This window comes from Bradyrhizobium sp. BR14999, assembly GCF_056106085.1.
This window is the reverse complement of the sequence record NZ_CM148536.1, coordinates 8,119,702-8,134,107: the sequence shown is the minus strand read 5'-3', so window position 1 is coordinate 8,134,107 and position 14,406 is coordinate 8,119,702. Positions and strand designations below refer to the sequence as shown.

Annotated in this window: 12 protein-coding genes; 6 read left to right on the top strand and 6 right to left on the bottom strand. The window is 65.2% G+C overall.

Features of this window, described 5'->3' with window-relative positions; translation table 11 throughout:
• Positions 1–70: 70 nt before the first annotated feature.
• From ACR9YP_RS37880 to ACR9YP_RS37870, 3 genes are all read left to right on the top strand, one after another.
• On the top strand, positions 71–3,535 hold the full coding sequence (locus ACR9YP_RS37880; RefSeq protein WP_474218478.1) for an ATP-binding protein: 3,465 nt from the start codon (positions 71–73) through the stop codon (positions 3,533–3,535).
• Between the two features lies 1 nt (position 3,536).
• Entirely contained in the window at positions 3,537–4,331 is a 795-nt protein-coding gene (locus ACR9YP_RS37875; RefSeq protein ID WP_474218477.1) for a protein-L-isoaspartate O-methyltransferase family protein, read from the top strand.
• Positions 4,332–4,425: 94 nt separating this feature from the next.
• On the top strand, positions 4,426–5,376 hold the full coding sequence (locus ACR9YP_RS37870; RefSeq protein WP_474218476.1) for a DUF6492 family protein: 951 nt from the start codon (positions 4,426–4,428) through the stop codon (positions 5,374–5,376).
• 83 nt (positions 5,377–5,459) lie between these two features.
• Here ACR9YP_RS37870 and ACR9YP_RS37865 read toward each other — a convergent pair whose 3' ends face one another.
• Positions 5,460–6,527, bottom strand: coding sequence for an endo-1,4-beta-xylanase (locus tag ACR9YP_RS37865; RefSeq protein WP_474218475.1), 1,068 nt, complete (start codon positions 6,525–6,527; stop codon positions 5,460–5,462).
• Positions 6,524–7,612, bottom strand: coding sequence for a glycosyltransferase (locus tag ACR9YP_RS37860; protein ID WP_474218474.1), 1,089 nt, complete (start codon positions 7,610–7,612; stop codon positions 6,524–6,526). The genes ACR9YP_RS37865 and ACR9YP_RS37860 overlap by 4 nt, the downstream gene beginning before the upstream one ends.
• 263 nt (positions 7,613–7,875) lie before the next feature.
• Between ACR9YP_RS37860 and ACR9YP_RS37855 the strand changes: the two genes are divergently transcribed.
• Both ACR9YP_RS37855 and ACR9YP_RS37850 read left to right on the top strand, forming a co-directional pair.
• Positions 7,876–9,312, top strand: a complete 1,437-nt coding sequence (locus ACR9YP_RS37855; protein ID WP_438111078.1) for an oligosaccharide flippase family protein — start codon at positions 7,876–7,878, stop codon at positions 9,310–9,312.
• 266 nt (positions 9,313–9,578) lie between these two features.
• Positions 9,579–11,135: a L,D-transpeptidase family protein gene (locus tag ACR9YP_RS37850; protein WP_474218472.1), complete on the top strand. Its 1,557-nt coding sequence runs from the start codon at positions 9,579–9,581 to the stop codon at positions 11,133–11,135.
• A gap of 48 nt (positions 11,136–11,183) precedes the next feature.
• On the opposite strand, the gene ACR9YP_RS37845 is transcribed toward ACR9YP_RS37850, so the two are convergent.
• Complete coding sequence (locus ACR9YP_RS37845) at positions 11,184–11,999, bottom strand: class I SAM-dependent methyltransferase (RefSeq protein ID WP_474218471.1); 816 nt, start codon at positions 11,997–11,999, stop codon at positions 11,184–11,186.
• A gap of 18 nt (positions 12,000–12,017) precedes the next feature.
• Between ACR9YP_RS37845 and ACR9YP_RS37840 the strand changes: the two genes are divergently transcribed.
• Positions 12,018–12,185 (top strand): hypothetical protein, encoded by a 168-nt coding sequence (locus ACR9YP_RS37840; RefSeq protein ID WP_474221218.1) that lies wholly within the window; start codon positions 12,018–12,020, stop codon positions 12,183–12,185.
• A 13-nt stretch (positions 12,186–12,198) separates the two neighbouring features.
• On the opposite strand, the gene ACR9YP_RS37835 is transcribed toward ACR9YP_RS37840, so the two are convergent.
• The 3 genes from ACR9YP_RS37835 to bufB are packed head-to-tail and all read right to left on the bottom strand — an operon-like array spanning position 12,199 to position 14,391.
• Positions 12,199–12,708, bottom strand: a complete 510-nt coding sequence (locus ACR9YP_RS37835; RefSeq protein ID WP_474218470.1) for a DoxX family protein — start codon at positions 12,706–12,708, stop codon at positions 12,199–12,201.
• Positions 12,705–13,487 carry an HvfC/BufC N-terminal domain-containing protein gene (locus ACR9YP_RS37830; RefSeq protein ID WP_474218469.1) on the bottom strand — a complete coding sequence of 261 codons (783 nt, stop codon included), beginning with the start codon at positions 13,485–13,487 and terminating at the stop codon, positions 12,705–12,707. Before ACR9YP_RS37830 ends, ACR9YP_RS37835 begins: the two co-directional genes overlap by 4 nt.
• Entirely contained in the window at positions 13,477–14,391 is a 915-nt protein-coding gene (gene bufB, locus ACR9YP_RS37825; protein ID WP_474218468.1) for an MNIO family bufferin maturase, read from the bottom strand. The genes ACR9YP_RS37830 and bufB overlap by 11 nt, the downstream gene beginning before the upstream one ends.
• Between the last annotated feature and the right edge of the window lie 15 nt (positions 14,392–14,406).

Here is a 14,406-nt window from a genome sequence, read left to right as displayed (position 1 = left end):
TCGGGCCCCAAAATCTGTGGTTGAGGGGTCCAAAGCCCTAGGACGGAGTGATGGTCGGGCAGAAATCACCATGCTGGAGAACGAGCCGGGTACGAGAACGGAGGGCGGGCTGAAGCGCTGGCTCGAGGGCATCGGTCTCGGCCACTACGCTGATCTGTTCGCGCAACACCGTCTCGATCTCGACGTCGTGGCGGACCTGACCGAGTCGGATCTGGTCGAGCTCGGATTGCCGCTCGGTGATCGCAAGCGGCTTCAGCGAGCCATGTCGGCGCTATTCCAGGCTGAAACGGCGGAGCCGTCGGCGGCAGTGGCGCCTCCGCAAGCGCGGGCGGAGGTCGGCGCGGAACGGCGCCAGCTCACCACCATGTTCTGCGACATGGTGGATTCCACCTCGCTCTCGGTTCAGTTCGATCCGGAAGACGTGCGCGACATGATCGCGGGCTTCCGCGAAACCTGCGTCCGCGTGGTCAAGCATTACGAGGGCTTTGCCGCCCGTTTCGTCGGCGACGGTATCCTGGTCTATTTCGGTTATCCGACCGCTCATGAGGACGACGCCGAGCGCGCGGTGCGCGCCGGGCTCGAGATCGTGCGAGTGCTGTCGAGCGCGCGCGCGACCGAGCCACGTGGCGCGCTGAGCCACTCGCCCGCCGTCCGCATCGGGATCGCGACCGGTCTCGTCGTGGTCGGCGATCTCGTCGGACAGGGCACCGAAGAGCGCGATTCCGCGGTCGGAGAAACCGTCAATCTCGCCGCGCGCCTGCAAGGCCTGGCGCCGCCCAACGGCGTCGTGATCTCCGCCTCGACACAAGCGCTGCTGAAGGGGAAGTTCGACTACCGCAATCTCGGCGTCCATGACTTGAAGGGCATCTCCGAAAAGACGCAAGCCTGGCACGTGATGCGCGCCTCGCGGGTGGAGACCCGCTTCGCCGCTGCCATGGGCACGCGGCTAACGCCGCTCGTCAACCGCGAGGAGGAGATCGCGCTGCTGATGGGGCGCTGGCAGCAGGTCAAGGACGGCGACGGCCAGGTCGTCGTCAAGTTCGGCGAGCCCGGCATCGGCAAGTCGCGCATCATCCAGGAAATCTTCGAACGGATATCCGGCGATCGCCATGGACAAGTCTCGCTCCAGTGCTCGCCTTACTACACCTCCACGGCGTTCCATCCGTTCGTCGAACAGCTCAAATTCTCCCTCGGCCTCGACCGCGAGGATGCGTCCGCGCAGTCGCTGGCGAGTCTGGAAACCGCGATCGCCGCCGCGCATGGCGACGTCGATCAGGTCGCGCCGCTGTTTGCCGCGCTGCTGTCGATACCGACCGGCGACCGCTATCCGCGGCTCGACCTTTCGCCGCAGCAGCAGAAGGATGCGACCGTCGCGGCGCTGGTCAATCACTTCCTCGGCCTTGCGCGCGAGATGCCGCTGGTGATTGTGTTCGAGGATCTGCATTGGATCGACCCAACCTCGCGCGAGGTGATCGACCTCCTGGTCGACCGGGTGCAGAACCGGCCGATGCTGGTCATCATCACCGCGCGATCCGAATTCCAGCCGAGCTGGAACGCGCATTCGCATGTCACGACCCTGGTGCTGAACCGTCTGAGCCGGCAGCTGCGCACGACGCTGGTCGAGCGCGTCGCCGGACGAGAGTTGCCTAAGGAAGTCGTCGAGGAGATCATCGTCAAGACCGACGGCGTGCCGCTGTTCCTGGAAGAGCTGACCAAGACGGTTCTGGAATCCAACCTCCTGACTGAGCGGCACGGGCGCTACGTGCTGTCGGGCCCGTGGCGGCAGCTCGCGATCCCGGCGACCCTGACGGACTCGCTGATGGCGCGGCTGGACCGGATGGGTCCGTTCAAGCGGATCGCCCAGATCGGCGCCACGATCGGCCGCGAGTTTTCCTACGAGACGCTGCACGCAGTCGCCAACACGCCCGCCGAGCAGATCGAAGCCGCGCTCAATCATCTGGAGCAGGCGGGCCTGATCATGCGCCGCGGCCATCCGCCGGACGCGCTCTACTCCTTCAAGCACGTGATGATCCAGAACGCCGCACATGCGAGCCTGCTGCACAGCGAGCGCCGCAAGCTGCATTCCCGGATCGCCCAGGTGCTCGCCGAGATGTATCCGGAGAAGACAGAGCGCGAACCGGAGCTGCTCGCTCATCACCTGACCGAATCCGGGCAGAGCGAGGGCGCCGCGAGCTTCTGGCTCAAGGCCGGCAAGCAGGCGGCCAAGAGCGGCGCCAATCTGGAAGCGATCGGTCATTTGCGGCGCGGCCTCAGCGTCGTGCAGGCCAATGCGCGCATGCAGGGCGCCGACGAGATGGAGCTCGAGCTGCGGATCGCACTTGGCAACGCGCTGATCGCCGCCAAAGGCTATGCCGTGCAGGAGGTCGAGGAGAACTACATCCGCGCGCTCGAGCTCGGCCAGCAGCTCGACGACGACGAAAAGACCTTCGCCGCCACGCGCGGGCTCTGGGTTTGCCATTTCATCCGCGCCGATCTCACGCGCGCGCACGATCTCAGCGTCGAATTGTTGAGATTCGCCAAGCGCGAGCGGCTGAACCAGCGGACGCAGCCGTCGCAGCAGACCGGCTATTTGATCGAGGCGCACCGCGCAATCGCGATGACCATGCTCTATCGCGGCCGCTTTGCTGCCGCCCAGCATCACCTGCACCGCTGCATCAACCTCTACAGCCCCGAGCTGCACTCCGATCTGATGGAGCGCCACGGCATCGATCCCGGCGTCGTCTCGCTCTCCTATCTCGGTTATCTCCTCTGGTTCCTCGGCCGTCCCGACGCGGCACGCCAGCATAGCGAGCAAGCGATCGCGAACGCCGAGAAGATCCGCCATCCCTTCACGCTCGCTTTCGCGCTCATGTTCGGCGCCTATCTCTGCCAGCATCTGCGCGACGTCGAGGGCACACGTGATCACGCCAACCGCGCCATGATCATCGCCACCGAGCACAATTTCCTGCACTGGAAGCAGCAGGCGGCGATCCTGCGCGGCTGGGCGCTGGCTCAGCTCGGCGAAGCCGACGAAGGCCTCAGCCAGATGCGCTTTGGCCTCGACGAGTATGAGGCGATGGATTCCTGGCTCGCCGGCTGCTGGTTCCGCTGCCTGCTCGCGGAGGCCTATGCCAAGGTCGGGATGCGCGATGCCGCCTTGCGCGCGCTGGATGGTGCGCTCGCGACCGCAAGACGAACCGGCGATCACTCCTACCTCGCCGAAGTCTATCGCCTGCAAGGCGAGATCACGCTGTCGGACGGCGACCCGGCATCAGTGCGGGAGGCCGAGGATATGTTCGCCCTGTCGCTGGAGACCGCGCGCAAGCAGGGCGCATTGTCCTGGGAGCTTCGTACCGCCGTCAGCCTCGCGCGGCTGTCGCACCAGGCCGGCAGGCGCGAGCACGCAAGGCTCCTGCTCGTGCCTATCGTCGGCAAGTTCAGCGAAGGTTTCTACACGCCGGACCTGAAGCAGGCGATGCAGCTGGTCGACGAGCTCGGTGCGGACGCGCTCGTCCGCGAGCAGGCCGCCCCTTGACATGAGCGATCTTGCCGCAGCGCGTGCGCGTTACGCCGAGACAATCGCAAAGCGCGAGCGGATTGCCTCAAAGCGCCTGCTCGAAGCGCTCGCCACCGTCCCGCGCGAGGGCTTTCTGCCAAGAGGACCCTGGCGCATCAAGAGCGCGACGGCGCGCAGCTATCGGCTGACGCCGGACGCCGATCCCGTACATCTCTACGACAATGTGCTGGTCGCGATCGACGCGCGCCGCAAGCTTGATACCGGGCTGCCGAGCCTGTGGGCGCACTTCATCGACGTGCTCGAGGTTGGGGAGAAGGACCGGGTAGTCCAGATCGGCTGTGGGCTCGGCTATTTTTCCGCGGTGCTGTCGAAGATCGTCGGCCCAAAGGGCAGGGTGCTTGCAATCGAATGCGACGAGCGGCTTGCGAAGCGTGCTACGGGTCACCTCCGCGCTTATCGCAATGTCGAGGTGGTCCATGGCGATGGATGTGAGAAGATCAGCGAACTCGCCGACGTCATCATCGTGCACGCCGGCTTCTCGCACCCGCACCCACTCTGGCTCGAGCAGCTCCGTCCGCGCGGCCGCCTCCTGGTGCCGCTGACGCAGCGGGACCGTGAAGGTGCCGCCCTCAAGATCACGCGCAAGGGCAGGGGTTTTGAAGCCGAGGCGGTGCAGCAGATCCGGATATTTCCCGGCCAGGGCCGCGGCGTGTCCGCGCTCGACGACCGCGTCGCCGACTGGTGGCAGCGCGCCTCCGCGCTGGCGCCGCTGCGCTTTCGCAGGCTCGAACAGGGGCTGCCGTCGGATGGCTAATGCTTCGTTTCATTTTACCTTGATTGCGAATGGAAGTATCCAACGCGTCCTGACGCGGCTATGACTGCGGCCTGACTGCCATTCGAGCGCGCCCATGCATTCCGTTGCCCTGCTGACCGCCAGCTACGCCAAGGATATCGAGCGCTTTTCGCTGCTCAGCGAGAGCATCGACACCTGGCTCTCAGGATACACGCGGCATTATGTTCTCGTTAACGATGAGGACGTGCCGCTGTTCGAGCGCTTCGGTTCCGACAAGCGCGTCATCGTCCCGGCCTCGCGTTACCTTCCGAAATGGCTCTTCGCGCTGCCGCCGGCCCTCCAGTTCATCAGCAGCCGGCGCGTCTGGCTCTCGCTGCTGTCGTCGCCGGTGCACGGCTGGCACATCCAGCAGATCCTGAAGATCGCCGGCGTCCTCAACGCGCCGGAGCAGCGCGTCTGCATCCTGGACTCGGACAATCTGTTCTTTCGCGAATTCGACGTCGGCCAATACGCCGGCCGTGAGAAGACGCCGCTCTTCGTCACGCCGAAGGCCATCGCTGCCGATGCGCCGCTGCACGCCCTGTGGCTGCGCACCGTCGATCAGCTCCTCGGCGTGAAGGAAAGGTCCTTCCCTGCGGACGACTATGTCGGCAACGCGCTGGTGTGGGACAGAGACACCGCGCGCGCGATGACCGGCGCCATCAAGGCGGCGACGGGGCTGAACTGGGCCCTGGCGCTGTGCCGGAAGAAGAAGTTTTCCGAGTACCTGCTCTATGGCCATTTCGTCGGGAGCTCGCCCGCGCACCTGGCCACTCACCAGGTCACGGAAGACAGCATCGCGGTCTCGCACTGGGACGACACGCGCCTCGACCGTCCGGCCATCGAAGCGATGATGCGCGCCGCCTCGCCCGAACAGGTCGCGCTCTGCATCCAGTCCTATTCATCGACCTCGATCGACGACATCCGCGATGTGTTCCGGTTGAATTCGCGCGACCGGCGCGCGCCGAGCCTGTCTCCCGACGATATGGGAGAGGTGGCCGCATTCGAGGTGCCGAAGACGCGCTAGAGCATGATCCCGACCCGAAGGGCCGCGTTCGCGCAAAGTGTGTAGCGGTTTTCCAGAAAGATCATGCTCAAACAATAGCGCGCTCAAGCATCCTTCGTGAACTTGCTGATCACGTCCATGAACGGCTTCGGCTTGAACTCGCCGTCGAGCGGCAGGGGACGGTTCGGCTGCTTGTCCTTGCGGGCGAAGGTGCCGTTGATCCAGCTGTAGCGATCCGAGATGCCCCAGGTCAGGATCGAGCGCACCGGTCCGCTGGTTGAAATGGCCGTCAGCAGATCGTCGACGCGCTTGGCGACGATGACGTCGCGCTCGGCCGGGCTCCCCGTCAGCTTCTGATCGTCGACGTCGAGCTCGGTGACGAGCACCTCGAGCCCCCAGGAGCGCAGCTCGGTGACGAATTCGGCAAGTCCGTGCGTGTCGATCTCGAGCTCGGCATGCAGATGCGATTGCAAGCCCACGGCGTGGAGCGGAACGCCCTGGTCGAGCAGGTCCATGATCAGGTTGCGGTACGCCGCGCGCTTGGCGATGAAGGAGTCCTTGGCCGACTCGATGTCGTATTCGTTGATCGCGAGCTTGACGAAGGGGTCGGCCGCGGCGGCGGTGCGGAAGGCCAGCGGAATCCAGCTGTTCCCAAGATGCTGCGTCCAGAACGTGTCGCGCCGATCGGTGATCTTCTTCGGATTGTCCGGGATCGGCTCATTGACGACGTCCCAAGACGTCAGCTTGTCCTTGTAATAGGAAACGACGGTGCCGATGTGGTCGACGAAAGCGCGCTCGACGCCCTTGCCGTCCTTGATCTGCTTGGTCCAGTCCGGAATGTCGTGATACCAGGCGAGCGCGTGGCCGCGCATCGTCAGATCGTTGTCTCGCGCGAAATCCAGGATCGCGTCGGCGCGCTCGAAGGCGAAGGTGTGCGCGTCCGGCCGCAGCATCGGCCATTTCAGCTCGAGCACCGGCACCACCTGCGTGCAATAGGTGCTGATGGCGTCCCCGAGCCGCGCATCGGCTTGCAGGTCCCAGAGCGTGGCCGCAGCACCATAGCCCGGGCGGCGCTGGGCACGTTTCGAGGCCGGCGCGGCAGACGCAGATGCGCCCGTCGCGAGCGTCGCGGCGCTACCGAGCAGGAATTCGCGTCTGTCGAGCCTGGTCACGCGTGGTTCTGCATCGCCGCTTCGGCGATCTCGTAATAGTGAAGCGCGCCCTTCTCGAGCGTCAGATTGTCCAGCACATAGTCGCGCGGCGCGAAGCCGCCGGCGCTAGCCTGCGACCAGAAGCCGTTCCAGCCGGAGGTGAAGCCGTCCGCATCGGTGAAGGTCATGCCACAGCGCGCGTCGAAATAGGGCACCGAGGATACGCCGCCCTCGAACCTCACTTTGTTCGGGAAATATTTTGGATCCTGCCACGGCCCGCCGCGATCCCAGGCAAAGACAGGGACGCCGCTCGACAGCGCTTGCTGGCAGGCGATGCCCTGGCTCTCGTGTTCGCAGAGGAAGACCATGCTGCGGCAACGCGCCAACGCCGCTTTGTAGTCGTCTTCCTTATAGTAGCCGTAGCGGATCACCTCGACGGAGCGGCCGCTCGCTTCGAGATACCTGCGGACCGGCTCGATCAGCTCCGCCTCGTACCGCTCGTAATCCCAGCGGACCTTGTCATAGAGCAGCACGTCGACGCACTTCTGCTCGGTTGGCGCTGGTATCCACAAATCGGTCTCGATGCCGACGGGCCAGGCGCCGACATGGGGCCAGTGCGGACGGAACATGTCAGCGTACCAGGCGCATGGCACCAGCACGCGCTTTACGTCGAGGTCCTTCAGACTCTCCGGCGCATCGATCGGGTGGTCATACATGGCGACGCCGAGCAGCAGCGGGTTCTTCCACTTGAACCAGTCGAGCACGAACGGCCGGCCGATGATGCAGGCCAGTTCTTCGGGATGCTTCTGGATGTAGCGATAGTCGTTGACGCGATAGCGGATGCCGAGCCGATCGAGGCCCGCGCACAGATTGAGGAGCACGCGCCGCTGGCCGCTGACGTAGGACTTGCCCAGCAGCAAGCGCCGTAGCAGCGGCCGGAGGTGGCGGTCGCCCGGAAACCAGCGGTCGTCCCGCTCTTCGAAGAAGAGGTTGAGGACCATCCTGTCGCCGCCAGTCATGCCTGGGGTTGCCGGAACCAGCGGCGCGTCAGCGCCGCGATGCGGCCGAGAGGTCGGCTTCGCCCGTGTTCGTTCGGCAACGTCCATGTCAGTCACATCAGCGCATCGGAGGAGTCGGGCGACGTTTCGATATCATTGCTTCTTTTCTGTGATCCCGCCGGCCCGTTCAAGAACAGGGCAAATTTAACGCTAACGCGCGATAACCGCGCGAACGTTTCATTCGCGGTCCGATTTGCAGGCTTATGCGGGTATCTTGCCGATGCCCAGCGGCGGAGTTCGATTGCTCCAGCAAAGTCCATCAGTCTTAACGACCCGTTAATCTCAATGGCCGCCAACGGTCCCGTGCTCGCATGCTGAATCGCCATTTCTCGATCTATCTCGTCGCCTACATCCTGCCGGCGGCGGTGGGGTTCTTCGCGGTCACGGCTTACACGCGGCTGCTGACGCCGGCGGAGTACGGCGTCTATGTCGTCGGCATCAGCCTTGCCGGAATCTTGGGCGCGGTCTTTTTCGCCTGGATCAAGCTGTCGGTGTCGCGCTATCAGGCGATGTCTGCGGAGGTGGATTTTCGCGGCACGGCCATGGTCGCCTTTGCGCTGACCGCCGCGGTTCTCTGCGCCACCACTCCACTGGTCTTCCTGTTCCGCAGCGACGTCAGCGTCGAGTTGCTGCTCGCCAGCATGTTCGTCGCGATCATGGCCAATGCGGTCGATGTCGGCCAGGAATTCGAGCGCGCCAAGCTGCGGCCCTACCGGTTCGCGGCGATCTCGATCGTGCGCAGCGTGTCGAGCGTCGGCTTTGGCCTCGCCGGCATCTGGCTCGGCTGGGGTGGATTGGGGCTGCTTGCGGCATTCGGCCTGGGCTCGCTCACCGGCATCATCCTGAATCTGGTCGGTGACCGCACCAAGATCGCGCGCTTCCAGCGCAGTCAGTTCATGCAGCTCGCGCGCTACGGCCTTCCATTGACGCTGGCCGGGCTTTCCGTTGCGGTCTACTCAGCCTGCGACCGTCTCATCGTCGCTTATTTGCTAGGCACGGACGCCGCCGGCATTTTTGGCGTCGCCGCCGATCTGCCGCGCCAGTTCATGGTCATGATCGCTTCCAGCGTCGCGGCGGCCACCGTGCCGCTGGTGTTCCGGTCGTTGTCCGAAAAGAACGATGCGGTGACGCGGGAGCGGCTGACCGAGAGCCTCGAGCTGCTGCTCGTCGTCGTCGCGCCGGTCGCGGTCTGGCTCGCGCTGGCGGCAGACCAGGTCGCCGGCACGCTGGTCGGCGTCGACTTCCGCGCCGGCGTGTCGGCGCTGCTGCCGACCCTGGTGCTCGCGCGCTTGTTCGGCATTGCCAATCAGTTCTATGTCCAGATCAGCTTCCAGCTCGCCGAACGGCCCTTCATGCTGGCGGCACAGTCCTTTCTCACGCTGGTCGTCAGCGTCGTCTTGATGTTCGCGCTGGTCGCTGGCTACGGGCTCTACGGTGCGGCGCTGGCAACCTTCGCGACCGAGGCGATCGGTTTCCTCGTTGCCGTCGTCCTGATGCATCGCGCCCACCCGGTCCCGTTCGACCTCAACCGCCTCGCCGCTGTTGCCGCTTCCGCTGCGGCGATGGCGGTCGCGATCCTGATCGCGCGATCGCAAACGGGCGGCACCGGTCTCGGGTCGCTCATCGTCGTGAGCCTCGCCGGTGGCCTCGCTTACGCTGCCGCGGCGTGGCTGATGAACGTTGCGAACGTGCGAACGTTGTCACTGCGCCTCCTGCGCACGTTCAACCGGAAGGCGCTGGGCGTCTAGTTGCGCAGTGGGCGTGGTCGCCGCCAGACGCCGGCCCCGGGCGGCCGATCCGGACATTCTGCCGCAGCGATCGAGGCCAGCTTCGGGCCAGCTTCGGCCGGAGGCCGCCTTCCGCCTGTGCGAACCGTCATATATGAGAGATTGTCGCCGGAACGTGCCGAATCTCGCCACAGAGGGAACGTAAGGCGGCTGCGAATTCTTAAGTCAAAGATCGCAATTTGACATTTGAGCGACACCGGCAGACTGGCAGTTCGACCGAGGATGGCATGAAAAACCGATCGACGACGGCGCAATCCACCAGGGCGATGCGGCGTCGGGGGCCTGCCGGGATCATTGCGCTTGCGGCAGTGGCCATGTTTGCAGCGGTGGCCCCGGCGACCGCGGCCAAGCAGCCCCGCCAGGCGGCCGAGGCTGTGGCGCCGCGTGTGGCCGGCGAGCCGATCATGGCGATTGTGTCGATCAAGAGCCAGCAGGTCACCTTCTACGACGCCGACGGCTGGATCCTGCGCGCGCCGGTGTCGACCGGCACCACGGGACGCGAGACGCCGGCCGGCGTCTTCGCCGTTATCGAGAAGGACAAGGACCATCATTCGACCATGTATGACGATGCCTGGATGCCGAACATGCAGCGCATCACCTGGAACGGCATCGCGCTGCATGGCGGGCCGCTGCCCGGCTATGCCGCCTCGCATGGCTGCGTGCGGATGCCGTTCGGCTTTGCCGAGAATTTGTTCGAAAAGACGTATATCGGGATGCGCGTGATCATCTCGCCGGACGATGCGGTCCCGACCGAGTTCTCTCACCCGTCGCTATTCATGCCGAAGCGGGAGGCCATGGCGGCGGCGCCGAGCCGTGCCGACAAGCTCTCCGTCGAGGCCGACGAGGCCACGAGAGCCGCCGACGAGGCCAAGAAGGCCGCATCGGCAGCCGCAAAAGAAGCTGCTTCGCTCCCGGCGGCGCTACGCAAGCTGGAACAGCAGAAGGCCCGCGCTGACGCCGAGCTCGCCTTCGCCGACAAGTCGCTCGCGAACGCAAAGACCGATCAGGCTCGCGCCAAGGCCGAGGAGTTGAAGCAGAAGGCCGCGACCAAGGCGACGGAGGCCGCGACGCAGCTCGATGCCGCTAAGACCGCCGCGCAGCCGAAGCGCGACGCCGCCGCCGCCACGAAGGAGGCCGCCAAGGCGACGGCGACCAAGAAGGCCGACGCGGTGAAGGCGGCGACCGACGCAAAGCTCGCGCTCGAGCCGGTCTCGGTCTACATCAGCCGCGCGACGCAGAAGCTGTATGTGCGGCGAAACACCCATAAGCCGGCGCCCGACGGCGGCGGCGAGGTGTTCGACACCAGCATCGAGGTCCCCGTCACGATCCGCAATCCCGACCTGCCGCTCGGCACGCACATCTTCACGGCGATGGCGAAGACTGATACGGGTCTGCGCTGGAGCGTGGTGACGATCGAAAACGGCGACGAGGCGAGGAACGCGCTCGACCGGATCACCATCCCGCAGGAGGTGCTTGACCGCATCGCGCCGACCGCGTTGCCGCGCTCCTCGATCATCATCTCGGACGAACCGCTGAGCAGTGAGACCAACTACCGCACCGAATTCGTCGCGGTGCTGAGCAATCAGCCGCAGGGCGGCTTCATCACGCGCAAGCCGACCGCGCCTGCCATGATCGCGAGCGATGACGGCTGGGACAATGGCGGCAACGGCTTCTTCTTCTTCCAGCAGCGCGATCCGTATGTGCAACCGGTCAATCCGCGCCGGCAGCGTGGCCAGTACCAGTACTATCAATCGACGCAGCCGATGCAGCGGAATTGGTGGTAAGCGGGCGCGCCACCGCGCCGGGGCCGTACGTGACGGACGCCGAAATCATCAGATACGGCGCGCCGTGATCACCAACGCTTGGATCTTGGCTTCGACCGGCCCTGACCCGTGGCGGATTCGGATCGCCTCGGCGACGGCGTCGGTCGCAGCCTGAAGCTTGCTCGCATCCCGGGCTTCGATCTCGCCACGTAGCGGCGTTCCCTGACAGTATGCGATCGCCACGTGGTCCGCCGTTGGCGCGCGGCTGATGGTGGCCCGCGTTTCGATCGAGACGTTGCCAAAACCTGCGCGTTCGAGATCCGCTCGGATGATCGTCTGGTCGAAATGGCCGTGCGGTGCCCGCGCCATGAAACGAGGTGGATCATCGGGAAACAACTTGCCGAGCGCCATCGTTGCATCGTGGGCGAACACGTTCTCCTCGATGCGGTCCCAGACATTGAAGAGGAACGTGCCGCTTGGCTTCAAGACGCGCCTTGCTTCCGAATAGCCCTTGACGCGGTCCGGGAAGAACATGGCGCCGAACTGGCAGCAGACCACGTCGAACTCGGCGTCGTCGAACGGAAGAGCCGACGCATCCGCTTGGCGCCAGGTGATGCGAGCATCGTCCGCCTGACGCTGCGCTGCGACCGCGAGCATCGGCTCGTTGAGGTCAGTCGCAACATAGCGGACGCCGCGTGGCAGCGCCGCTGCCACGGCGCGCGTCACCGCGCCGGTGCCCGCCGCGATTTCGAGCAACACGGAGGGAGAGAGCGCGGCGACACGTCTTGCGATGTCGTCGGCATACTCGGCGAAGATCATCGGGACGAGATATTCGTCGTAGAGCCTTGGGACCGAGCCGGCGAAAACCTTGTCAGTGTCGGACATGCTTGCCTCGCTGAAGCTTTGGACACGAAATCCAAGCTAGCACGGATCGCCACGTCACCGCGCCAGCAAAGATGTGAACCAGACCGGCTCCGGCATCGCCTTGCCGTGCTGTTCTTCCTGTCGGACGAAAGCGTCTACGTCACCGCGCAGACGCTCGCGGTCGACAGCGGCCTGAGCGGGATGTAAGCGCGGCAGCGTCTTATCGCGCGTGCGATCGCGCGCGACAGATGACATGGTCGAGCGAGATATGCCCGGGTCCGTAAGCCATGAGAGCGAGTGCCATGGCCGCCCAGGTGAGGTGAAGCGGCCAGCCGTCGGGCACGGTGAGCTCGACGATGACGGTCATGAACAATAATCCGAGCGCGGCAAACCGTGTGCCGAGACCCAGCACCAGAAGGATCGGAAACATGATCTCGCCACATCCCGACAGGAAGGCCAGCACCGCCGGCGCAGGAAAGTGATAGGGCCCGCCGGGCAGATGCAGCATGAACTCGTCGCTGAACAGCGTCACCGCGGTGTCGTTGAGTCTGAGGAAGCCGTCCCACTTGAGGATGCCCGAGCGCCAGAACGGAACGGCGAGCGCCGTGCGCAGCACGAGCTGAACGAGCGAGGGCGCGGCAATCGTCCGTATCAAATCGTTGGCCTTGTCGAGCAGCAGCCCGAGTGATGGCAGGCCGCTTCCTGCGGTCATGCGTTGGTCGGTGATCATCGTGCGTCTCCGAGAGCAAGCGAAGTGAACGCGCCAGCCTCGATCAGGCCGGTGATGTTGGAAGCGAGATCGAAATCGGGGCATGCATCCAGCGCCGACGCAGCGGCCCCGCCGAGTGGCTCGCCCGACGCCAGACGTTCGGCAAACACTGCGCCGCCGGGCGGAAGGCGCCGCACCATGACGTCGAATTCGGGCCGGCTGATCAGCGCGTCTTCCGGCGTGGACGCGTCGATGCGCCCAGCCGGTGCGTCGTCGCGGTTGGCGGCAAAGACCGTCACCGCCGAAAATGACGAGCGTACGATTCGCAGCGCGGGGTGCGGGATGAAGACGAGATCGGCAAGTCGCTCCGAGGCGACGGCTGCGAGCCCGGCGGGCGACAGCGGTGCGGCGTCTCGCGCATGGTAGGCATCGAGCCATGCCCGCTCGATGCGGGCGACATCCGCAAGCCAGGGCATTGTCTGCGCGTACTCATATTGTGCGATGAAGTCGGCAAACTCGCGGCCATATTCGAACAGCAGCGGGGAAGTTGGCGGGCTGCTGCGGATGTGGAAGCGCGCCATGGCACGGAAGAAATCAGCACCGGTGATGCGCTGCACTGCCGGATAGATCGCAGCGAGCGCGTCGATCAGGCTCACCGTGACATTGTTGCGGTAGACGGCGTAGCGCTTGCCGGCGGCCTTGCCGTTGGGACCCGCCACGGTCGCAGGCGCCGACCGCGCGGGGTCCAGCAGGCCCCGCGCAAAGGCGGCGGCAAAGGATAGATCCTGCTCAGGCGGCATGACGGTCTCCCACCAGCACGGCCGGGCCGTAACGATCCAGAATCGCTTGTGCTGCGGTGGCTTCCGCCTGCAGGACCGGCCAGTCCGGAATCATGCTGTCCCATTCGATCAGCGTCGGCACGCCGCCGCGGCGCCGGATGACGATCTCGTAGAGCTTCCACACAGCATCCGCGACCGGGCCGTCATGGCTGTCGATCAGCAGCAGGTCGCCTTCGTCGTCGGCCTGCTCAGCATGGCCGGCGAGGTGGATCTCTCCGACGCGCGACAGCGGAAACTCCGCGAGATACTCAAGCGCGGAAAATCCGTGATTGGTCGCGGATACGAAGACGTTGTTGATGTCGAGCAGCAGCCCGCAGCCGGTGCGTTCGGCAATGGCGCGGATGAAATCGGTCTCGCTCATCGACGATTCGCGAAAGGCGACATAGGTCGACGGGTTTTCCAATAGCAGCGGACGGCGGATCGCGTCCTGCACCTGGTCGATGTGGTCGCAGACGCAAGCCAGCGTCGCTTCGGTGTAAGGCAGTGGCAGAAGATCGTTGAAGAAGCTGGTGTCATGCGTCGACCAGGCAAGATGCTCGGAGACCAGCGCCGGCTGGTAGCGAGCTACCAAGCCTCGAAAGCGGGCCAGATGCGCCTTGTCGAGCGGCTGGGGTGCACCGATCGACATGCACACGCCGTGCAGCGACAGCGGATGGTCGCGGCGGATCGCCTCCAGCGCGCGATGGGGCGGGCCGCCCGCGCCCATGTAGTTTTCGGCGTGCACCTCGAAGAATCCGCGTTGCCGGTCCGCGCTCAGGATGGCCTGGAGGTGCTCGGGCTTGAAGCTCGTCCCGGCAACGCCGCCGATGGGAGCGGAGTAGCGGAGTGGCACCGCAGACACGTCGGGCACGATTGCCGTCGTCATGGTCTCCTCCGCTTT

What these genes read in the sequence shown, in the direction of transcription:
- ACR9YP_RS37830 (WP_474218469.1), bottom strand. Translation starts at nt 13,487, where the DNA reads ATGCCGCCTGAGCAGGATCTATCCTTTGCCGCCGCCTTTGCGCGGGGC.
- ACR9YP_RS37880 (WP_474218478.1), top strand. Translation starts at nt 71, where the DNA reads ATGCTGGAGAACGAGCCGGGTACGAGAACGGAGGGCGGGCTGAAGCGC.
- ACR9YP_RS37855 (WP_438111078.1), top strand. Translation starts at nt 7,876, where the DNA reads ATGCTGAATCGCCATTTCTCGATCTATCTCGTCGCCTACATCCTGCCG.
- ACR9YP_RS37835 (WP_474218470.1), bottom strand. Translation starts at nt 12,708, where the DNA reads ATGATCACCGACCAACGCATGACCGCAGGAAGCGGCCTGCCATCACTC.
- ACR9YP_RS37875 (WP_474218477.1), top strand. Translation starts at nt 3,537, where the DNA reads ATGAGCGATCTTGCCGCAGCGCGTGCGCGTTACGCCGAGACAATCGCA.
- ACR9YP_RS37845 (WP_474218471.1), bottom strand. Translation starts at nt 11,999, where the DNA reads ATGTCCGACACTGACAAGGTTTTCGCCGGCTCGGTCCCAAGGCTCTAC.
- bufB (WP_474218468.1), bottom strand. Translation starts at nt 14,391, where the DNA reads ATGACGACGGCAATCGTGCCCGACGTGTCTGCGGTGCCACTCCGCTAC.
- ACR9YP_RS37850 (WP_474218472.1), top strand. Translation starts at nt 9,579, where the DNA reads ATGAAAAACCGATCGACGACGGCGCAATCCACCAGGGCGATGCGGCGT.
- ACR9YP_RS37870 (WP_474218476.1), top strand. Translation starts at nt 4,426, where the DNA reads ATGCATTCCGTTGCCCTGCTGACCGCCAGCTACGCCAAGGATATCGAG.
- ACR9YP_RS37860 (WP_474218474.1), bottom strand. Translation starts at nt 7,612, where the DNA reads ATGGACGTTGCCGAACGAACACGGGCGAAGCCGACCTCTCGGCCGCAT.